Here is a 19,902-nt window from a genome sequence, read left to right on the forward strand (position 1 = left end):
CATGACATGAGCATAGCGGCCCGCGGCACCGCACGCTTGACCCACGTCAACCGGTTCGCTGCGCCGCACGAAGTGCCGCCCGACGGGCGCTCAGCCCGCTTCCGCGTCGATCGCCGCGCCGCGCTCCGCCAGCAGTTCGCGCAGCACGCTGCGATGGCAGCGGCGCTCGTCCTCGCAGTAGCAGCCGATCGAGAACGCGCTCGTCGCCGACAGCGCGGCGAGCAGGTCCAGCACCTTCGGTGCGTCGCCGTGCGTCATTTCCGCGCGGAAGTGGCGCATGAACGCACGCCACTCGGCGTCGGTTTCGGCAGCCTGCGCCTGCGCGACCAGCTCGGGGCTCGGCGACAGCGTCGGCAGCCACACATCATAGTAGTTGCGCGATGCGAATTCCGCCTTGGGTACCCCGCGCGGCGGCCGCCGCACCGTGCCGATCCTCAGGCCCTCGCCGGCCGCGCGCGGCGTGCCGAGCCGTACGATTCGAATTGCCATGCCGCTCCTTCGTCTTGCGTTCGATCCGCCATCGTACCGCCGCGCCGCCGCCGCGCAAGAAAAAACCGGCTGCCTCCGCGAGGGAGACAGCCGGTTCATGCGATGCGATCGGGCGCCCGGGGGCGCGCCGGTCAGACGCCGCTCTTCAGCACCTTGCCGATCGCATCCGCGACGATGCCGACGTTCGAATCGTTCAGCCCCGCGACGCACATGCGGCCCGAACGCAGGATATACACGCCGTGCACTTCGCGCAGCGCATCGACCTGCGATTCGGTCAGGCCCGTGTACGTGAACATCCCGCGCTGCTTCACGTAGCGCGTGAGGGCTTCGCCGCTGACGTAGTCGCGCAGGCCGTCGTGGATCGACTGGCGCATCCGCGCGATCCGGCGGCACATCGCGGCGAGCTCCTCTTCCCACTGCTTGCGCAGCGCGGGCATGTTCAGCACGGTCGCGACGACCTTCGCGCCGTAGGTTTGCGGGTTGCTGTAGTTCGAGCGCACCGCGCCGGCCAGCTGGCCCAGCACGCGCTCGGCCGCGGCCGCATCGTCGCAGACGACGCTCAGGCCGCCGACGCGCTCGCCATACAGCGAGAAGTTCTTCGAGAACGAGTTCGCGACGAGTGCCGGCACGCCGCGGCGGGCCAGTTCGCGCACGGCGAACGCGTCCGCATCGAGGCCCGCGCCGAAGCCCTGGTACGCCATGTCGACGAACGGCAGCAGCCCGCGCGCCTCGATCACGTCGATCAGCTTCTCCCACTGGCCTTCGTCGAGATCGACGCCGGTCGGGTTATGGCAGCACGCGTGCAGCAATACGATGCTGCGCGCCGGCAGCGCGTCGATCGCCGCGAGCATCGCGTCGAACTTCAGGCCGCCCGTCGCTTCGTCGTAGTACGGGTACGTGTTCACCGTGAAACCCGCGCGCTCGAAGATGAAGCGGTGGTTTTCCCAGCTCGGGTCGCTGAGCCACACCTGCGCGTCCGGGAAGTAGCGCTTCAGGAAATCGGCGCCCACTTTCAGCGCGCCCGAGCCGCCCAGCGTCTGCACGGTCGCGATGCGGCCGGCCGCACGCGCCGGATGATCGGCGCCGAACACCAGCGCCTGCACGGCGTCGCGATACGCGGCGAGGCCGACCATCGGCAGGTAAGGCTTCGGGCCGAGGTCGCGCTGCAGCGCGGTTTCGGCTTCGCGCACGGCCCCCATCACGGGAATCCGGCCTTCGGCATCGAAATAGATGCCGATGCTCAGGTTGACCTTCTGATCGCGCGGATCTTTCTGGAAGTTCTCGTTGAGCGTCAGGATCGGATCGCCCGGGTACGCGTCGATGTGTTCGAACATGGCTATGTCGGTCTCGTTTGGAAGAATGGTCGGGATGCCCGTGTCAGCGCGCGGACGCGCCGTCGCGCATCACATAGTCCGCATTCTTCTGACGGAAGCGATACCCGACTGCGAGCACCGCGAGCCATACGGGAATCAGGTACACCGACAGGCGGAGATCCGGCGTCAGGTACATCACGACGAGAATGCCGGCCATGAACGCCAGGCACAGGTAATTCGTGAAAGGATAGCCCAGACTGCGGAACGAAGTCTGCTCTCCGGCGATGCGCTTGGCCTGGCGGAACTTCAGGTGGATCAGCGTGATCATCGCCCAGTTGATGATCAGCGCCGACACGACGAGGCCCATCAGCACCTCGAACGCCTTGCCCGGCATGAAGTAGTTGACCAGCACGCACGCGCCGGTGGCGAGCGCCGACGCGCCGAGCGCGGCGAGCGGAATGCCGCGCTTGTTCACCGAGCACAGCACCGTCGGCGCGTTGCCCTGCTTCGCGAGGCCGAACAGCATCCGGCTGTTGCTGTACACGCCGCTGTTGTAGACCGACAGCGCGGCCGTCAGCACGACCACGTTCAGCACGTTCGCGACCAGGTTGCTGCTCAGCGCGTGGAAGATCAGCACGAACGGGCTGCCGCCGGTGACGACCTTCTCCCACGGATACAGCGACAGCAGCACGGCGAGCGCGCCGATGTAGAAAATCAGGATCCGGTAGATCACCTGGTTGGTCGCGCGCGGAATGCTGTGCTTCGGATCGTCGGCCTCGGCCGCGGTGATGCCGATCAGCTCCAGCCCGCCGAACGAGAACATGATCGCCGCCATCGACATCACGAGCCCCGACACGCCGTTCGGGAAGAAGCCGCCGTGCTGCCACAGGTTCGCGACGCTCGCTTCCGGCCCCGCATGGCCGCTCGCGAGCAGCCAGCCGCCGAAGCCGATCATCCCGACGATCGCGGCGACCTTGATGATCGAGAACCAGAATTCCGTCTCGCCGTACGACTTCACGCTCGCCAGGTTCAGCAGGTTGATCGCGACGAAGAACACCAGCGCCGACACCCAGGTCGGCACGCCGGGCCACCAGTACTGCACGTAGATCCCGACGGCCGACAGCTCGGCCATGCTGACGAGGATGTACAGCACCCAGTAGTTCCAGCCGGACAGGAAGCCGGTGAAGTGGCCGACGTACTTGTCGGCGAAGTAGCTGAACGAGCCGGCGACCGGCTCGTCGACCACCATCTCGCCGAGCTGGCGCATGATGAAGAACGCGACGACGCCGGCCACCGCGTAGCCGAGCAGCACGGACGGGCCGGCCATCTTGATCGTCTGCGCGATGCCGAGGAACAACCCCGTGCCGAGCGCGCCGCCGAGCGCGATCAGCTGGATGTGCCGGTTCTTCAGCCCCCGCTTCAGGCCGTCCTTCTCGTTTCCAGAAACCATGTCTTCTCCATTTTGCCCGCCTCCGCCGGAAGCGGTGCGGCGCGCCTCGGTGTGCCGGGCGCTGTTTTGCTGTGCCGGCGGCCGTTCGTGGAGCCGCCGGGTTGGGGACTGCAATCTTCGCGTGGCGACCCCCGATTTCTGTCGGCAGGCCCACCAGACCGGCCACCGACCGTCGCTCTCGCCGCCTTGCTGCAGGCGCACACGAAAATCCGGCGTCAGTTTAGCGTCGCGACAGCGAAATCGGGTTGCGTAACCGGCTCATGCAAACCCTACATTATGAGATAAGATTGCACGCGGGAGACAGATGAGGAAACAAAAATGCCTGAACCGGTTCTCGATCGCATCGATCGCCATTTGCTGTCGGTGCTGCAGGAGAACGGCCGTGCGTCGAACCTCGACCTGGCGAAGGCCGTCGGCCTGTCGCCCGCGCAGACGCTGCGACGCCACCGCCGGCTGGAGGAGATCGGCGCGATCCGCCGTTACGAAACCCGTCTGTGCCCCGACACGCTCGGGTTCGGCGTCACCGCGTTCGTGCACGTGACGATGGAGCGCGGGCATATCCGCGACCTGTCGAAGTTCCAGAAACTCGTGTCGGATCTCGCGCAGATCCAGGAGTGTTTCTCGGTGACGGGCGATATCGACTACGTGCTGAAGGTCGTCGCGCGCGACCTGAAGGGGCTGTCCACGTTCCTGCTCGAAACGCTGATGCGAATTCCCGGCGTGAGCGGCGTGCATTCGAGCGTGTGCCTCGACGAGATCAAGTGCACGAGTGCGATGCCGGTGGAAGGCTGATGCGGCGCCGCGCGACCGGCGGGGCGATGCCCGGTTCGGCAGCCGCGCTCAGCGCACCGCTTCGGACGCGCTGATCAGCAACGCCCCGCACGCAATCACCAGACACCCGCCGGCGCGACGCGGCGTCAGCCGCTCGCCGAGATAGACGCGCGCGATCAGCGCCGCGAACACCACGCTCGTTTCGCGCAGCGCCGACACCGGGCCCATCGGCGCACGCTCCATCGCCCAGATCACGATCCCGTATGCGAGCGCCGCGCACACGCCGCCGCATGCGGCCTTCGCCGTTTCACCGACATCCTGCGCGAGCCGCAGCGGCCCCGCCCGCAGCCGGTAGTACGCGGCCATCAGCAAGCCGGTCAGCACGAACATCCACGCCGTATAGCCGACCGTGCTGCCGCTTTCCCGCACGCCGATTCCATCGACCACGCTGTACGCGGCGATCGATACGCCGGTGGCGAACGCAGTCGGCAGCACCTGCGTCATCCGGTGCCGCGCGCCGCGGCCGCGCTCCAGCCCGATCGCCATGATGCCGGCGCAGATCAGCACAAGCCCGCCTTGCGCACCCGCGTTCAGGCGCTCGCCCGCGAACGCCGCCGCGCCCAGCGTGACGAGCAGCGGCGCGGTGCCGCGTGCGACCGGATACGCGACGCTCAGGTCGCCGTGCTCGTAAGCGCGCACCAGCAGCAGCGTATAAACGACGTGGAGCACCGCCGATGCGACGACGCAGGCCCAGCTCGCCGGCGTGATCGGCGCGGCGGCCGGCAGGAACAGCAGCGCGAACAGCCCGATCGCGATCTGCAGCACCGTGGCCGAGCGCAACCGGTCGCCGCTGCTGCGCACGAGCGCATTCCACGACGCATGCAGGAAGGCCGCGCACAGGACCGCAAACAGAACGGGAATCGGCACGTTGAGTCCTCGCTGACGGCCGGCAACGCGAAATCGTCGCCGCGGGCCAACCATCGTATGAATGCGTCACACGATTGTCAAAAAAGAACGCGGCCCGGCACCCCACGAACCGGCCCGCCGCGCGCTGCCGGCCGCCCCGCGCGGCATGCACGGCCGTGACCGTGCGCGCCGCCCAATGTGTCGCCCAGGTTGCATCCGCGTGGCCCCTTTCCGCTTTCTTTCGCGCCGCGTCGCGCCGTAATGGAATCGATACCGCGGCGCAACCGTCGCGAAACCGGTCCGCCCCCATATCTTCATACCGAACTGCTTCAATGCCGGTGCTTTATCGCGTTCCGCGCCGGACCGACACGGCGACGGGGCCGATCTTCACCGTCGAAAGCCTACCTGGAGTTTCCCGATGTTCCGTCAAGCCTTGCTCGTCACCGCCTGCGCAGCCGCGGCGCTTGCGCTGTTCGCCTGCGGCGGCAGCGACGATCCCACGTCGACGCCCGCCGTGTCGTCGCAGGACGCGCTGCAGACCGCCACGCCGATCAAGCACGTCGTCGTGATCTACGGCGAAAACGTGTCGTTCGACCACTACTTCGGTACCTACCCGAACGCGTCGAACCCGTCCGGCGAACCGGCCTTCAACGCGAAGCCCGGCACGCCGGCGATCAACGGGCTGACGGGCACGCTGCTCACCGCGAACCCGAACTTCACGAACACGGCCAACGGCACCGACGCCGCGAACCCGTTCCGCCTCGACCGCACGCAGGCCGCGACCGCCGACCAGAACCACGCGTACACGGCCGAGCAGCAGGCCGAGGACAACGGCCTCGCCGACCTGTTCCCGAAGTACACCGGCAAGGGTTCGTCTGGCGGCGCCGGCGCGTTCGGCACGAAGGGCCAGGTGATGGGCTACTTCGACGGCAACACCGTGACCGCGCTGTGGAACTACGCGCAGCGCTTCGCGATGAGCGACAACGCGTACACGACGGTCTACGGCCCGTCGACGCCGGGCGCGCTGAACGTCGTGTCGGGCCAGACCAACGGGATGCAGATCGTCAAGACGTCGAAGCAGCCGTCGACGCTCGCCGCCACCTCGTACTACATCAACGACGGCCAGGGCGGCTTCACGATGATCAACGACGTCGACCCGGGCTTCGACGTGTGCTCGAGCACGACCGACCAGGCGATGATGAGCGGCAAGAACATCGGCGACCTGCTGAACGGCGCGAAGATCACGTGGGGCGGCTTCATGGGCGGCTTCAACCTGTCGACGACCAACAGCAACGGCACGACCGGCTGCAGCCGCAGCACGGTCGCCACCGCCGTGAACGCCGCGACGACCGACTACATCCCGCACCACAACTGGTTCCAGTACTACGCGTCGACCGCGAACCCGCAGCACACGCGCCCGAGCGCGGTCGCGGCGATCGGCTCGAGCCTCGAAGCCGACGGCAAGACGGCCGAACCGGCGAACCACCAGTACGACACCGACGACTTCTTCGCGGCCGTGAAGGCCGGCAACTTCCCGTCGGTCAGCTTCCTGAAGGCGCCGGCCGCGCAGGATGCGCACGCCGGCTACTCGGATCCGCTCGACGAGCAGGCGTTCGTGACGAAGGTCGTCAACTTCCTGCAGCAGCAGCCCGACTGGCAGAACACGGCCGTGATCGTCACCTATGACGACTCGGACGGCTGGTACGACCACGCGTACACGGCACCGACCCGCGCGTCGTCCGACGCGGTCGACCAGGTGAACGGCAACGGCAAGTGCGGCTCGGGCGGCACCACCGGCGTGAACGGCGGCACGGTGAATGGCCGCTGCGGCCCGGGTGTGCGCATCCCGCTGGTCGTGATCTCGCCGTACGCGAAGCAGAACTACGTCGACCACACGTTGATCGACCAGGCGTCCGTCGTGCGCTTCATCGAGGACAACTGGCTCGGCGGCCAGCGCATCGGCGGCGGTTCGTTCGATGCGACGGCCGGCGACCTGCGCGGGCTGTTCGACTTCTCGTCGAAGCCGAACACGGCGCCGCTGTATCTCGATCCGGCGCAAGGCACCGTGCTGAGCGCGGCGCCGTCGATCTGACCGGCATCGCGTAACCGGTCGCAGCAGGCAACAGCAGGCCGGCGCATCGTGCGCCGGCCGTTTCCGTTTAACGCGCCGCTTTCACACGGTGCCCGATTTTCGACCGACAGCATGACAGCTCGTCCCGCGTTCCCGTCTCCCGACGCATCCGGCGCCGCCGCGTCGCGTTCCCCTGCCCGCGTGCTGCGCCGCGCGGCGTTCGCGCTCGGCGCGGCCGTGCTCGGCTACGGCGCGTTCGCGATCGCGTTTCCGGCTCGTACGCCGGCGGCGATCGGCGACGTCGTCGCCGACTGGACGGGTGCGAATCCGCATCCGGTCGTGCTGCAGCGCCCAGCCGCGCAGCCGCTGTCGGCGGTCGCGCAGCTCGGGCGCGCGCTGTTCGCCGATCCGTCGCTGTCGGCATCCGGCAAGCAGTCGTGCGCGTCGTGCCACAGCCCCGATCATGCGTACGGCCCGCCGAACGGGCTCGACGTGCAGCCGGGCGGCCTCGCGATGACGCAGCAGGGCTACCGCCCGCCGCCGTCGCTGATGTACCTGTATCGCCAGCCGAACTTCAGCATCGGCCCCGATGCGGGCGAAAACGACGCCGCGCCGAGCGTCGCGCAGCAGGCGGCATCCGCGGCCGGCGTCGTCAAGGCGCAGAAGGTGGCCGGCGCGTCGGCCGCGCCGCAACTTGTGCCGCAAGGCGGGATGTTCTGGGACGGCCGCGCCGATACGTTGCAGCAGCAAGCGTTCGGGCCGCTGCTGAATCCGGTCGAGATGGCCAATGCGAGCATCGACGACGTCGCGCGCAAGCTCGCGCAGTCGCCGCATCGCGCGCAGTTCGAGCAGCTGTTCGGGCCGCGCGTGTTCGCCACGCCGCAACTCGCGGTGTCGGAGGCGATGTTCGCGATCGCGCGGTATCAGGTCGAGGATCCGTCGTTCCATCCGTACTACAGCAAGTACGATCGCTGGCTCGAAGGTCGCGCGCGCCTCACGCAGGCCGAGTTGCGCGGGCTGAAGCTTTTCAACGATCCGGACAAGGCGAATTGCGCGGGCTGCCACCTGTCGAAGCCCGGCAAGGACGGCTTGCCGCCGATGTTTACCGACTACCAGTACGAGGCGCTCGGCGCGCCGCGCAACAAGGCGCTCGCGCAGAACCGCAACCCGGCGTTCTACGATCTCGGCGTGTGCGGGCCGTTCCGCGAGGACCTGAAGGACCAGACGCAGTACTGCGCGATGTTCCTCACGCCGACGCTGCGCAACGCGGCGACGCGCCACGTGTTCTTCCACAACGGCGTGTTCCATACGCTCGACCAGGTGATGGCGTTCTACAACGAACGCAGCATCTCGCCGCAGAAGTTCTATCCGCGCGGCGCGGACGGCAAGGTCGACGTGTACGACGACATCCCGGCGAAGTACCGCGCGAACGTCGACGTGACGGACGCGCCGTTCGATCGCAAGCCCGGCGACAAGCCCGCGATGACCGAGCAGGACATCAAGGATATCGAAGCGTTTCTCGGCACGCTGACCGACGAGCCGGCACGCTGACGGCTGGCCCGCCGCCGCTTTTGGTCAGCGCTGCGCGCGGATGCAGAGGAACGCCGGCGCCAGCGACAGCTCCGCATGGAGCCGCTCCGACACGGCCTTCATCTCGGGCAGCGGCTTCGGTTCGACGAACCGGTCGAGCCGCCAGCCGGTGTCGGCGAGCGCGTTCAGGATGTCGGCAAGCGGCCGGCGCCACGCTTCGACATAGGGCTTCGGTTCGCCGAAACCCGACCAGTGGAAGCCGAAACGGCTCGTATCGAAGTACGTGGCGCCCCCGCGTGTACGCTCGTCCATCCAGTCGCGCATCGGGTGCGCCATCGAGAACACGAGCGTCCCGCCGGGCCGTGCGACGCGTCTGAATTCACGCAGCGTCGGGGCGAGGTCGCGCACGTAGTCGAGCGCGAGCGAGCACAGGATCTTGTCGAACGACGCGTCGGGCAGCCACGCGAGCGGCACCTCCAGGTCGCCCTCCACGACGTCGACCGTGAGGCCTGCGCAGCGCGTTTGCGCGAGCGCGACCATCTCGGGCGTGATGTCGAATGCGTGGACGGTCGCGCCGTGGCGCGCGAGATGCGCGCTGCAGATGCCGGGCCCGCAGCCGGCGTCGAGCACCGTCAGGCCGTCGACGTCGCCGAGCAGCGCCATCGTTGTCGGACGCTCGTAGAGTGCGTTGTGCGCCTTGGTCGGCGCGATGTCCGCGTAGCGTTGCGCGAAGGTCGCATAGGCGCTGCGGGCGGACGGTTCGTTCGAATCGGGCATGCGGCATCCTTGGGCTAGGATTGGAAGATCGATTCTGCACGATCGGGGCGCGCATGGCGATGGTCGGGGCGCCGCCGCTGCGGCGCTTCAGGACTATCGCGGGTTCTCGGCCCGGTATGTGCTGTTGGGCCGCAGGACGAGCCGCTTCGCCGCCGCGTCGAGCTCCTTGCCGTGATACAGGTCCATGCATTTCAGGAAGTCGAATTTGACGTCCTTGATTTCCGACTCAACGACCGGATTCCGGTAATCGCGCGCCAGATACTTCGCGACCAGCGCTCGAACGACGTCCGGCGCGCGCTCCAGGTCGTAGTAAGTCCAGTCGCGCAGCGCGTTCGTGCTGCTGCCGATGTCCTTGCTTACGGCGGACTCCTGCCGATACGCAGTGGCCAGACACTGTGCGAGCGCCATGTCCTTGAAGTTCTGGATGTACGTACGTGAACCGGCCCCCGGCGAGGTTTGCGCCGCTTCCTTCGCCGACACCGTTGCAGGATGAAGTGCCGCACACGTCAGCGCGATCGCGATCCAGGCTTTCCTCATGACAGGCTCCAGAAATTCGCCCGATCCGTACGATACCGTGCGCTCGGCTCATTGAAGTAGCAGCGGTCGTAACATGTATTTCCATTGAACAACGTTGCGTGACCCTGCGCGTCGCTCCAGCCGGAGACCTCGAACAGGATGACGCCTTGTCGCCCCGACAAGGGTCCACCGTTCGACGGCGGAAACCTGACTACCTCCGCCTTCCCCCACCGCTGCTCGAGAAAGCGATTCAAGTCACGAACGCGAAAAAAGTATTGCCGATTGTCTCCGCCCGATACCGTTTGCCCGGAAATTCGGGGAATCACCATGCCGGCCTCGCCGAGGATGTAGCTCATTCTCACCGCGCAGGTATTGCTCCACTGTTCCGAAGGGCTCGGATTGTTCACGTTCTTCTCGACGTATCCACCGATCATTTTCGCGACCCGTTCGCCGGAATTGGCCGGATCATAAATTCGCTGGGATGCCGCCCACGCAACGGCAAATGACGGTCGTTTCACTTTGGCTCCTTGTCATTGGAATGAAGTCGAATCGGCTGGCGTGCGTCGGAAAAATCACGGCCCCGCGTGGTTTCCTGACAGCCTTGGGGGCATTCGCCGCATGCATCATGATGCATTGATCGAAAGGTTTTTGTAATACCAATGCCGTGACGGCGGCAGGGGTACATCCGGCAGATTGCCGTGCTTCCCCCTCGTTTTCCCCAACCCGAATCGCCTTGACTCCGTCCGCCCAATCGTCAAAACTTCACACATCTCAAGTGTGATCACAGATCGCAGATCAAACCCCGGAGAACCCTGCCTTGGCGCCCCGTATCGTCCCGCCCGCACTGAAAGCCATCGAATCTGAAACGATGGCCGACAAGGTCTACCAGCAACTGCGCGAAGCGCTGATGAGCGGCCGCTTCGCGCCTGGCCAGGCGCTGAGCCTGCGCAGCGTCGCCGAGGCCGTCGGCTCGTCGACGATGCCGGTGCGCGCAGCGCTCACGCGGCTGCGCGCCGAACGTGCGCTGGTCGACGGCCCGAACCGCGCGCTCGTCGTGCCGCCGATGACGCTCGACATGCTCGACGAACTGCGCGACGTGCGGATAGCACTCGAAGGCTGCATCGCCGAGCGCGCGTGCGGGCGGATGACCGCCGCGCAGATCGCCGCCGTGCGCAAGACCTGCGAGACGATGCAGGCGCACGTCGAGGCCGGCCGCTCGCGCGCCTACCTACAAAGCAATTTCGCGTTTCACAGCGCCATCTACGCGCACGGTGCCAGTGAAAGCACGCTCGCGATCGTCGAGAACCTGTGGATGCGCGTCGGTCCGTTCCTCAACATGGTCGCGCTCGACATTCCGCACATGCGGCGCTCGATGGATGCACACCGCGCGATCGTCGATGCCCTCGAACGGCGCGACGGCGCCGGTGTGCGGGCCGGCATCGCGCTCGACATCGGCGGCGCCGCGCACGATCTCGCCGAGACGCTGCGGGCCGAACAGACACCGCGAACCGTGAACGCGAAACCGTAGCGGCCGCCCGCCGCGACCGGACGAATCGCGAGCGGCCGCATCCGACTACACCAACGATGGAGACAACCCGGCATGACAGCTTCCGACCTGCTGAAACCCTATGACGGCCTGCGTGTCCTCGTGACGGGCGGCGCATCGGGCATCGGCCTCGAAATCGCCAACGCGTTCGCCGAATGCGGCGCGCGCGTGCACGTGTGCGACGCGTCGCAAGCCGCGATCGCGGCGCTCGCCGACCGGCCGCCGCGCGCCGCAACCGGCGCGATCAGTGCGACGCTGGCCGACGTATCCGATCCCGCCGCGGTCGATCGCGTGTTCGCGGACGTCGCAACGACGCTCGGCGGCCTCGACGTGCTGGTCAACAACGCGGGCATTGCCGGCCCGACCGGCGGCATCGACGAAATCGACCCCGTGCAGTGGGAGCAGACCGTCGCGATCAACCTGAACGCGCAATTCCAGTTCGCTCGCCGCGCGGTGCCGCTGCTGCGCGACTCGAAACACGGCGGCGCGATCATCGCGCTGTCATCGGTCGCCGGCCGGCTCGGTTACGCGTTTCGTACGCCCTACGCGGCCACGAAATGGGCGGTGGTTGGCCTCGTGAAAAGCCTCGCGATCGAACTCGGGCCGCTCGGCATTCGCGTGAACGCGATCCAGCCCGGCATCGTGCGCGGCCCGCGGATGCGCCGCGTGATCGAGGCGCGCGCGCAGCAGCTCGGCATCGGCTACGACGAGATGGAGAAGCGCTATCTCGAGAAGATCTCGCTGCGGCGCATGACCGAGCCGGCCGAAATTGCGGCGACCGCGCTGTTCCTGTGCTCGCCGGGCGGGCATGGCATTACCGGGCAGGCGATCTCCGTCTGCGGCAACGTCGAAGTGCTCTGACGCCCCCCGCATCGTTCATCGAAAGGAATCCATCCGTGGCAAACGCTCGCAAAGTCATTATCACGTGTGCGCCGACCGGCGCGATCCATACGCCGTCGATGTCGCCGTACCTGCCCGTGACACCGCACGAAATCGAAGCGGCGGCGGTCGCGGCCGCGCAGGCCGGCGCGGCGATCCTGCACCTGCACGCACGCAACCCGTCCGACGGCAAGCCGACGCAGGATCCGGCCGTGTTCGCCGAATTCCTGCCGCGCATCAAAGCGCAGACCGACGCGGTGATCAACCTCACGTCAGGCGGCAGCCCGCACATGACGGTAGACGAACGGTTGCAGCCCGCGCTGCATTTCCAGCCCGAGGTCGCCTCGTTGAACATGGGCTCGATGAATTTCGGACTCTATCCGATGCTCGAGCGCTTTCGCGAACTGAAGCATCCGTGGGAGCGCGAACATCTCGAGAAAAGCCGCGATCTCGTGTTCAAGAACACGTTCGCCGACATCGAGACGATCCTCACGCGCTGCGGCGCGAACGGCACGCGATTCGAATTCGAGTGCTACGACATCTCGCACCTGTACAACCTCGCGCACTTCGTCGACCGCGGGCTCGCGAAGCCGCCGTTCTTCGTGCAGAGCGTGTTCGGCTTGCTCGGCGGGATCGGCGCGCACCCGGAGGACCTGATGCACATGCGCCGCACGGCCGACCGCCTGTTTGGCGACGATTACGTGTGGTCGATACTCGGCGCGGGTCGCAACCAGATTCCGCTCGCGACGATCGGTGCCGCGCAAGGCGCGAATGTGCGCGTCGGGCTCGAGGATTCGCTGTGGATCGGGCCCGGCAAGCTCGCCGAATCGAGCGCCGCGCAGGTACTGAAGATGCGGCAGGTGCTCGAAGGCCTGTCGCTGGAGATCGCGACGCCGGCCGACGCGCGCGCGATGCTCAAGCTCAAGGGCGGCGACGCGGTCAAGTTCTGATCGCCGGGTTGCGCCCGACACCACGCAACACCAGGACCCGCAAGCGCAGAGACAAGGCGCCGGCCCGAGCCGGCCGGTGCCAGGATGCCTTCCATCGCCCCGCTCCCGTCGAGCGCCGCCGGCGCGGCTCCGTCGTCTGCCCCTCCGCTGCGCGCGACGCAGCGGCCTCAGTCGAACGCGGCACGCCGTGCTTGCCGTGTGCGCCCGTTCGCCATTACCGGAGTCGTCCGCATGTCCACTCATCACGCCCAGGCCCTGCCTTCCGCCGTCGGCGACGCAAGTGCGTCGCTGAACCGGCTGCTGTTTCGCAAACTGATGCCGCTGCTGATCGCCGCCTACGTAATCAGCTTCCTTGACCGCACCAACATCGCATTCGCAAAACACTCGATGGGTGTCGATCTCGGCATTTCATCGGCCGCCTACGGACTCGGCGCGGGCCTGTTCTTTCTCACCTACGCGCTGTTCGAAATCCCGAGCAACCTGATCATGCACCGGGTGGGCGCGCGCTTCTGGATCACGCGAATCATGATTACGTGGGGTGCGTTGTCGATCGCGATGGCGTTCGTTGCCGGCCCGACGTCGTTTTACGTGATGCGCCTGCTGCTCGGCGCCGCCGAAGCCGGGCTGTTTCCGGGCGTGATGCTGTACCTCACGTACTGGTTCGGTCGCGAGGAACGTGCGCGGGCGACCGGCTATTTCCTCCTCGGCGTGTGCATCGCGAACATCGTCGGTGGTCCGCTGGCCGGCGGGCTGATCGAACTCGATGGAACGCTCGGCTTCCACGGCTGGCAATGGCTGTTCGTCGTCGAGGGAATTCCGGCCGTCCTGCTCGCCTTCGTCGTGTGGACACGCCTGCCGGACCGCCCGAGCAGCGCGCCGTGGCTGTCCCCCGAAACCGGCCGCGCGCTCGAACGCACGCTGGCGGCGGAACAGGATGCAGGCGTTGCAACCCACGGCGGCCACGCGTTCGGTGCCGCGCTGCGCGATCCGCAGATCTGGCTCGCGATCTTCGTGTACTTCTGCCACCAGTTGACCATCTACACGGTGATTTTCTTCCTGCCGGGCATCATCGGCGCATCCGGACGCTTTTCACCGTTCGCGGTGGGATTGCTGACCGCGTTGCCCTGGCTCGCTGCCGCCCTCGGCGCGTCCACACTGCCGCGCTTCGCGCGCGAGTCACATCATTCGCGCCGGATACTGTGCGCCGGGCTCATCGTAATGGCCGCGGGAATGGTGGGTGCCGCGCATGCGTCGCCAATGGCCGGTCTCGCTTGCGTGTGCGTCGCCGCGTCCATGTTCTTCGTCGTCCAGTCGATCGTGTTCACGTTTCCGGCGTCGCGGCTCGCGGGCAGCGCACTGGCCGGCGGGCTCGGGCTCGTGAATACGTGCGGGCTGCTGGGCGGCTTCGTCGGGCCAACCGTCGTCGGCGCGATCGAACAGACGACCGGCAACGCGAAGAACGGGCTGACGCTGCTGGCGGCGGCGCTCGTCGTCGCAGCGTTCGCGAGCCTCGCGTTGCGTCACGGACACGAGCGCGCCGACGCACGGTCGCGCGATTGAGGACAGACGAAATCCAGGCCGGCGAAATGCGGGCTTCGCCCCGCCCGCATCTCGCGTCACTTCGTCAGAACAGATACATCCCCGCGATGAACACCACGCCCGAGAACAGCAGCGTCGTCACGCAGTAGCCCATGATGTCGCGCACGCCGAGCCCCGCGATTGCGAGCGCGGGCAGCGCCCAGAACGGTTGCGCCATGTTGGTCCACGCCTCGCCGTACGCGATCGCCATCGCAGCCTTGCCGAGATCGGCGCCGAGCGCCTGCGCGGCCGGCATCACGAACGGACCTTGCACGACCCAGTGGCCGCCACCCGACGGCACCGCGAAATTGATCACGGCGGAACTGAGGAACGCGAGTAGCGGAAACGTGTGCACGTTCGCGATATCGACGAACCACTTCGTGATCACGCCCGCGAGCCCCGAGTGATCCATCAGCGCCTGGATCCCCGCATAGAACGGGAACTGGATCATGATTCCCGACGCACCGCGCGCCGCGCCGGCCACCGCGCGCGCATACGCCATCGGCGTGCGGTGCAGCAGGATGCCGGCCGCGAGAAACGCGAGGTTCACGGTGTCGATGTCGAGCGCGAAGCCCTTCTGCATGAAACGCAGCACGAGGAACGCCGCGCACAGCGCCGCGACGGCGACCGACAGCGCGCGGCTCTCCTCGAGCCGCTCGGCGAACGTCGCATCGGGTCCGAGCTGGCGCTCGACGCTCGGTGGCTCCGCGAGCAGCGCCGGATCGACGCTCACGACGTCGCCGGGCTTCGGCATCATCATCCGCGCGAGAAACGGCAGCATCACGATCAGCCCGATCGTGATGAACGCGTTGTAGCCGGTGAAGATCGTGTCCGATACCGGAATCAGCCCGATGGTCTTTTCCATCGGATTGCCTTTCGTCGCGGCGACGAGCGGGACCGAACCCGACAGCCCGCCGTGCCAGCTCAGGAAGCCCATGTACGCGGACGCAACGAGCAGCCGGTAGTCGCTGCCGGCCACGCGCCGCGCGACCTCGCGCGCGAGCATCGCGCCGAGCACGAGGCCGAAGCCCCAGTTGATCGCACAGGCGAGCGCGCCGACGAACGCGACGAGCATCACGCCCTGCCCCGGCGTGCGCGCGGTGCTTGCAAGCGCAACCAACAGCCGCCGCACCGGCGGCGAACTCGCCAGCGCATGGCCGGTCACGAGAATCATCACCATCTGCATCGAGAACGCGAGCAGGTTCCAGAAGCCGGCACCCCACATCGTCGTGAGCTGCACGGGGGTATTCGGCGTGAGGCCGAACGCGAGCGCGAACGTGGCGACGGTCAGCAGGATCGCGAAAATCAACGGGTCGGGCAATACGCGGTGGACGACCTGCGTGAAAAAGCGGGAAATGCGTTGAATCAAGTTGTGCTCCTCGTTTCCTGATAGGGACGTCCGCGCACATATGGTTCGTTGTTCGGTGGCGCGGAAACGCGCGGATTCTTGCACAGAACCGGCAGACGCGCTTCGGCGTGATCCGGTCGCGATACGGGCTGGAAACCGGCAAGGAAACGGGAAAAAGCGATGACAGGCAGCCCGCGCGCCGCAGCCTGTGCCGAGGAGGGCTACCGGGTCGCCGTCACCGGCGTGGCGACGGCCGCGGCCGCCCCCATCCGCCCCTCCACCACCCACTGCGCGAACCGGTACGCAACCAGCGAGCCCGCCACGGCCAGCAGCATCGGCACCAGGCTGTCGTGATTCGCGCGCGTGAATTCGAGCAGCAGCACGACGGCCGTGATCGGCATCTGCATCGACGCGGCGAGGAACGCGGTCGCGCCGACCAGCGCGCATCCGCCGATCGACGCGCCCGGCCACACGAGGCTCCACAGCCCGCCGAGCACGACGCCGAGCAGCGCGCCGTTCGCGAGACCGGGCGTCAGCAGCCCGCCCTCCGCCCCCGCGCGCAGGCTGCCCGCCTCGATCGCCACCTTCAGCACGAGCAGCGTCGCCGCGAGCCCGATCGTCAGCGTGCCGTCGAAGCCCATCGAAGCCGGCCCCTTGCCGTTGCCGAGCAGTTGCGGAAAGCGCATCGCCAGCACGCCGATCACCGCAAAATTGACCAGCGCGAGCACCGGCAGCAGCCGGCCCTTCGGCGCATCCGCCCGTGCGCGGCTCGTGAGCCGCACGAAGCCGTACGCGGCGAAACCGAACAGCGGCCCGCAGACGATCGACCACGCGACGAGCGGCGTGCTCAGCACGAACGCAGGCACCGTGTACTGATGTTCGTTGCCGAGGCCGATCCATGCGACGGCCGCCGCGATCGCCGACGTGACGACGGCGACCACCAGCGCGCGCAGTTCGAACGTGCCGAGCAGCACTTCGAGCACGAACACCGCACCGCCGAGCGGCACGTTGTAGACGGCCGCGAGCCCGGCACCCGCGCCGCACGCGACCATCAGCCGGCAGTCGGCGGGCGTCAACCCCGCGCGGTGCGCGAGCTGCCCGGCCAGCAGCGAGCCGATCTCGCGCGGCGCGACTTCGCGGCCGAGCGGCGAACCGAGCGCGACGGTGACGATCTGCAGCAGCGCGTGCACCGTCGTGCTGACGAACGGCATCCGCGGATCGGCGGCACGCACCGCACGGCGGATGCTGACGAGCGGCCGGCCATAGCGGTACAGCGCCCACCAGCCGCCGCCCGCGACGAGCCCGCAGACGACGAGCACCGCGAGCCGGCACTGCGGGTCGGCCTGGCTCACGCCGGTAAGGAAGCTCTCGGCGCCGACCACGTGCGCGAGGCTGTAGTCGTACGCGACGTGCTGGATCGCGTGCAGCAGCAGCGCGAGCAGCATCCCGCCGACGCCAGCGCCGATGCCGGTCAGGATCGTGACGGCAGCCATCCGCGCAAACGGGCTGACGGACGGCGAGGAAGACGCGGGAGCAGACGGGAGATCGAGGTGCATGAGGTCGGCGGACGATGATCGACAAGACAGCGCGCACCATGCACGCCGCCGTCAGGACCGCATCGTAGGCGTCGATCTCTCATGAGACAAACGTATTTTTCTGATCAACTCATGCATTCAGCGCATACAAGAAAGACGGCAGTTCCCGACGGGGCGTGCCGCCGTGCGCCGCCGTCCGCCGCCGTCGCCGCATCCGCGTCACTCCGGATACGTGACGCGCTCCGGCTCGCGCCGCATGATCACCTTCCCGTGGCGCACCGACAGCGTGGCCTTCACCTGCCGGCGCACGGCTTCATAGTCGCTGTCGGCATCGAGCACGACCAGGTTCGCCGGCCGCCCGACCGCGATCCCGTAGCCGTCGCCGAGATGCATCGTCGTCGCGCTGTGATCGGTCACGAAGTCGAGGCAGCGCTGCAGGTCCTGGTAGCCCATCATGTGGCAGATGTGCAGGCCGGCGTCGAGCACGCGCAGGATGTTGCCGTTACCGAGCGGATACCACGGATCCTTGATCGAATCCTGTCCGAAGCACACGTTCAGACCCGCGCGATCGAGTTCCGCTACGCGCGTGAGCCCGCGCCGCTTCGGAAACGTGTCGAAGCGCCCCTGCAGATGAATGCTCTCGGTCGGGCATGACACGAAGTTCAGGCCCGCGCGCTTCAGCAGCCGGAACAGCTTCGAGCAATACGCGTTGTCGTACGAGCCCATCGCGGTCGTATGGCTCGCGGTCACGCGCGCGCCCATGCCGCGCACGCGCGCCTCTTCCGCGAGGACTTCCAGAAAGCGCGAATGCGGATCGTCGGTCTCGTCGCAGTGCACGTCGACGAGGCAGCCGGTGCGCTCGGCCAGCTCCATCAGGAAGCGGATCGAGCTGACGCCCTGCTCGCGCGTGTTCTCGAAATGCGGGATCCCGCCGACGACGTCCGCGCCGAGCTCGATCGCCTGCGCCATCAGCGCGCGGCCGCCGTCGAACGACTCGATGCCTTCCTGCGGAAACGCGACGATCTGCAGGTCGATCAGCCCGCGCGCCTCGTCCTTCACTTCGAGCATCGCCTTCAGCGCGGCCAGCGTCGGATCGGTGACGTCGACGTGGGTGCGCACGTGCTGGATGCCGTGATCGCGCAGCATGCCGATCGCCGCATGCGCGCGCGTCTTCGTATCCTCGTGCGTGATCGTCGCCTTGCGCTCGGACCAGCGCTCGATGCCCTCGAACAGCGTGCCGCTCATGTTCCAGGCCGGCTCGCCGGCCGTGAGCACCGCATCGAGATGGATATGCGGTTCGACGAGCGGCGGAATTGCGAGACGGCCGCCCGCATCGACATCGCCGACGCCGACCGATGTGACCGGCGCGGCCTGCGCGTCGATCCGCGCGATCCGGTCGCCGTCGATGCCGATCGTGAACAGCCCGTCGCGGCCGCGCAGGCGTGCATTGAAGAGGTTCATGGTGGGTCCAGGCGTCATGCGGCGTCAGCGCGCCGCGTGGTGGGGAAAAACCGGCTCCTGCGATGCGTGCCGCGCTTATTTGAAAGCCTCGATCGCCAGGCCGGTCGCCGCGCTCATCTCGTCGTTCGTCACGTCGCGCACGTGCTTGCCGAACGTCCACACATGCCGGCCGGGATCGCGCGCGCGATACATGCGATCGCCGTAGAACTGGTCGGCCGGCGCCTGCAGAATCTCCGCGCCGGCCGCACGTGCGCGTTCGCAGTGCGCGTCGATGTCGGCGTCGTCGGGAAGATGCACGTGGACGTGCTGCGTGTTCCGGTCGCCCGTGTCCTGCGGCGAGGCGATGAAGTCGGCCCACGCGCCGCCGATCATGACGAGCCCGTCGCCGAATCTCATTTCGGCATGCGCGATGTCGCCTTCCGGCGTGGTGACGACCAGCGCGCGCTCGAAGCCGAATGCGCGTTCGAGCCATGCGAGCGCGGCTTTCGGGTCGCGGTAGCACAGCGCGGCACTCAAGGAAGGACGGCGCGGCGTGGTCATCGGGGGCTCCGGATCTCGGCAATGGTCTGCCCATTCTCCACGCGCGCGGCGCGGCGATCAACTCCCGCACCGGCGACGCGCGTGTTGTCAATGCGCGACACGGCATGCGCGGCCGCCCGACCGCTCGCGTCGCGCCGTCGGCGAAAACGCACGCCGTCCGGCCTCCGGACCGATTTGTGAACGCCGTGTGACGCACTCTTGCGCAGCTCGCAACGGTGTACTCGCGCGCCTGCGGCCGGAAT

At 67.5% G+C, this 19,902-nt stretch carries 18 protein-coding genes; 7 read left to right on the forward strand and 11 right to left on the reverse strand.

The annotated features are described in order from the left end of the window. Window positions 1-90: 90 nt before the first annotated feature. From PL79_RS32785 to PL79_RS32795, 3 genes are all read right to left on the reverse strand, one after another. Window positions 91-489: a DUF488 domain-containing protein gene (locus tag PL79_RS32785; RefSeq protein ID WP_044843068.1), complete on the reverse strand. Its 399-nt coding sequence runs from the start codon at window positions 487-489 to the stop codon at window positions 91-93. 131 nt (window positions 490-620) lie between these two features. Next, on the reverse strand, window positions 621-1,823 hold the full coding sequence (locus tag PL79_RS32790; protein ID WP_044843067.1) for an amino acid aminotransferase: 1,203 nt from the start codon (window positions 1,821-1,823) through the stop codon (window positions 621-623). Window positions 1,824-1,866: 43 nt separating this feature from the next. Continuing rightward, complete coding sequence (locus PL79_RS32795; RefSeq protein WP_044843066.1) at window positions 1,867-3,252, reverse strand: amino acid permease; 1,386 nt, start codon at window positions 3,250-3,252, stop codon at window positions 1,867-1,869. Between the two features lie 318 nt (window positions 3,253-3,570). On the opposite strand from PL79_RS32795, the gene PL79_RS32800 reads away from it, so the two are divergent. Then, window positions 3,571-4,044: an Lrp/AsnC family transcriptional regulator gene (locus tag PL79_RS32800; RefSeq protein WP_044843065.1), complete on the forward strand. Its 474-nt coding sequence runs from the start codon at window positions 3,571-3,573 to the stop codon at window positions 4,042-4,044. Between the two features lie 48 nt (window positions 4,045-4,092). Here the strand turns inward: PL79_RS32800 and PL79_RS32805 are convergent, their stop codons facing one another. After that, window positions 4,093-5,004: an EamA family transporter gene (locus PL79_RS32805; protein WP_044843064.1), complete on the reverse strand. Its 912-nt coding sequence runs from the start codon at window positions 5,002-5,004 to the stop codon at window positions 4,093-4,095. A gap of 343 nt (window positions 5,005-5,347) precedes the next feature. Between PL79_RS32805 and PL79_RS32815 the strand changes: the two genes are divergently transcribed. Then, window positions 5,348-7,021 (forward strand): phospholipase C, encoded by a 1,674-nt coding sequence (locus tag PL79_RS32815; protein WP_044843063.1) that lies wholly within the window; start codon window positions 5,348-5,350, stop codon window positions 7,019-7,021. A 111-nt stretch (window positions 7,022-7,132) separates the two neighbouring features. Beyond that, window positions 7,133-8,551 (forward strand): cytochrome-c peroxidase, encoded by a 1,419-nt coding sequence (locus tag PL79_RS32820; protein WP_044843062.1) that lies wholly within the window; start codon window positions 7,133-7,135, stop codon window positions 8,549-8,551. A 24-nt stretch (window positions 8,552-8,575) separates the two neighbouring features. Here PL79_RS32820 and PL79_RS32825 read toward each other — a convergent pair whose 3' ends face one another. The 3 genes from PL79_RS32825 to PL79_RS32835 all read right to left on the reverse strand — a co-directional run bounded on the left by PL79_RS32825 (window position 8,576) and on the right by PL79_RS32835 (window position 10,341). After that, complete coding sequence (locus PL79_RS32825; RefSeq protein ID WP_044843061.1) at window positions 8,576-9,307, reverse strand: class I SAM-dependent methyltransferase; 732 nt, start codon at window positions 9,305-9,307, stop codon at window positions 8,576-8,578. Between the two features lie 93 nt (window positions 9,308-9,400). Next, the gene (locus PL79_RS32830) at window positions 9,401-9,844 is read right to left on the reverse strand and encodes a type VI secretion system amidase immunity protein Tai4 (protein ID WP_044843060.1); all 444 of its coding nucleotides are present in this window, start codon (window positions 9,842-9,844) and stop codon (window positions 9,401-9,403) included. Next, window positions 9,841-10,341 carry a type VI secretion system amidase effector protein Tae4 gene (locus tag PL79_RS32835; RefSeq protein WP_082088418.1) on the reverse strand — a complete coding sequence of 167 codons (501 nt, stop codon included), beginning with the start codon at window positions 10,339-10,341 and terminating at the stop codon, window positions 9,841-9,843. The genes PL79_RS32830 and PL79_RS32835 overlap by 4 nt, the downstream gene beginning before the upstream one ends. Before the next feature lie 299 nt (window positions 10,342-10,640). On the opposite strand from PL79_RS32835, the gene PL79_RS32840 reads away from it, so the two are divergent. The 4 genes from PL79_RS32840 (at window position 10,641) to PL79_RS32855 (ending at window position 14,758) form a co-directional block, all read left to right on the forward strand. After that, entirely contained in the window at window positions 10,641-11,351 is a 711-nt protein-coding gene (locus PL79_RS32840; protein ID WP_044843059.1) for a GntR family transcriptional regulator, read from the forward strand. A gap of 72 nt (window positions 11,352-11,423) precedes the next feature. Then, on the forward strand, window positions 11,424-12,230 hold the full coding sequence (locus tag PL79_RS32845; protein ID WP_044843058.1) for an SDR family oxidoreductase: 807 nt from the start codon (window positions 11,424-11,426) through the stop codon (window positions 12,228-12,230). Between the two features lie 35 nt (window positions 12,231-12,265). Further along, window positions 12,266-13,198: a 3-keto-5-aminohexanoate cleavage protein gene (locus tag PL79_RS32850; RefSeq protein WP_044843057.1), complete on the forward strand. Its 933-nt coding sequence runs from the start codon at window positions 12,266-12,268 to the stop codon at window positions 13,196-13,198. Between the two features lie 231 nt (window positions 13,199-13,429). Next, on the forward strand, window positions 13,430-14,758 hold the full coding sequence (locus tag PL79_RS32855; protein WP_044843056.1) for an MFS transporter: 1,329 nt from the start codon (window positions 13,430-13,432) through the stop codon (window positions 14,756-14,758). 64 nt (window positions 14,759-14,822) lie between these two features. Here PL79_RS32855 and PL79_RS32860 read toward each other — a convergent pair whose 3' ends face one another. The 4 genes from PL79_RS32860 to PL79_RS32875 all read right to left on the reverse strand — a co-directional run bounded on the left by PL79_RS32860 (window position 14,823) and on the right by PL79_RS32875 (window position 19,660). Beyond that, entirely contained in the window at window positions 14,823-16,145 is a 1,323-nt protein-coding gene (locus PL79_RS32860; RefSeq protein WP_044843055.1) for a TIGR00366 family protein, read from the reverse strand. Between the two features lie 200 nt (window positions 16,146-16,345). Further along, the gene (locus PL79_RS32865; RefSeq protein WP_044843054.1) at window positions 16,346-17,680 is read right to left on the reverse strand and encodes a chloride channel protein; all 1,335 of its coding nucleotides are present in this window, start codon (window positions 17,678-17,680) and stop codon (window positions 16,346-16,348) included. 198 nt (window positions 17,681-17,878) lie between these two features. Next, window positions 17,879-19,120 (reverse strand): cytosine deaminase, encoded by a 1,242-nt coding sequence (gene codA, locus PL79_RS32870; protein WP_044843053.1) that lies wholly within the window; start codon window positions 19,118-19,120, stop codon window positions 17,879-17,881. 75 nt (window positions 19,121-19,195) lie between these two features. Continuing rightward, the gene (locus PL79_RS32875) at window positions 19,196-19,660 is read right to left on the reverse strand and encodes a VOC family protein (protein WP_044843052.1); all 465 of its coding nucleotides are present in this window, start codon (window positions 19,658-19,660) and stop codon (window positions 19,196-19,198) included. Window positions 19,661-19,902 lie beyond the last annotated feature (242 nt).

The organism is Burkholderia sp. USMB20, assembly GCF_000949135.2.
Taxonomy (GTDB): domain Bacteria; phylum Pseudomonadota; class Gammaproteobacteria; order Burkholderiales; family Burkholderiaceae; genus Burkholderia.

Coding starts and splice junctions, on each gene's coding strand:
- PL79_RS32785 (WP_044843068.1), bottom strand. CDS start 489: ATGGCAATTCGAATCGTACGGCTCGGCACGCCGCGCGCGGCCGGCGAG.
- PL79_RS32790 (WP_044843067.1), bottom strand. CDS start 1,823: ATGTTCGAACACATCGACGCGTACCCGGGCGATCCGATCCTGACGCTC.
- PL79_RS32795 (WP_044843066.1), bottom strand. CDS start 3,252: ATGGTTTCTGGAAACGAGAAGGACGGCCTGAAGCGGGGGCTGAAGAAC.
- PL79_RS32800 (WP_044843065.1), top strand. CDS start 3,571: ATGCCTGAACCGGTTCTCGATCGCATCGATCGCCATTTGCTGTCGGTG.
- PL79_RS32805 (WP_044843064.1), bottom strand. CDS start 5,004: ATGGTTGGCCCGCGGCGACGATTTCGCGTTGCCGGCCGTCAGCGAGGA.
- PL79_RS32815 (WP_044843063.1), top strand. CDS start 5,348: ATGTTCCGTCAAGCCTTGCTCGTCACCGCCTGCGCAGCCGCGGCGCTT.
- PL79_RS32820 (WP_044843062.1), top strand. CDS start 7,133: ATGACAGCTCGTCCCGCGTTCCCGTCTCCCGACGCATCCGGCGCCGCC.
- PL79_RS32825 (WP_044843061.1), bottom strand. CDS start 9,307: ATGCCCGATTCGAACGAACCGTCCGCCCGCAGCGCCTATGCGACCTTC.
- PL79_RS32830 (WP_044843060.1), bottom strand. CDS start 9,844: ATGAGGAAAGCCTGGATCGCGATCGCGCTGACGTGTGCGGCACTTCAT.
- PL79_RS32845 (WP_044843058.1), top strand. CDS start 11,424: ATGACAGCTTCCGACCTGCTGAAACCCTATGACGGCCTGCGTGTCCTC.
- PL79_RS32855 (WP_044843056.1), top strand. CDS start 13,430: ATGTCCACTCATCACGCCCAGGCCCTGCCTTCCGCCGTCGGCGACGCA.
- PL79_RS32865 (WP_044843054.1), bottom strand. CDS start 17,680: ATGCACCTCGATCTCCCGTCTGCTCCCGCGTCTTCCTCGCCGTCCGTC.
- codA (WP_044843053.1), bottom strand. CDS start 19,120: ATGAACCTCTTCAATGCACGCCTGCGCGGCCGCGACGGGCTGTTCACG.
- PL79_RS32875 (WP_044843052.1), bottom strand. CDS start 19,660: ATGACCACGCCGCGCCGTCCTTCCTTGAGTGCCGCGCTGTGCTACCGC.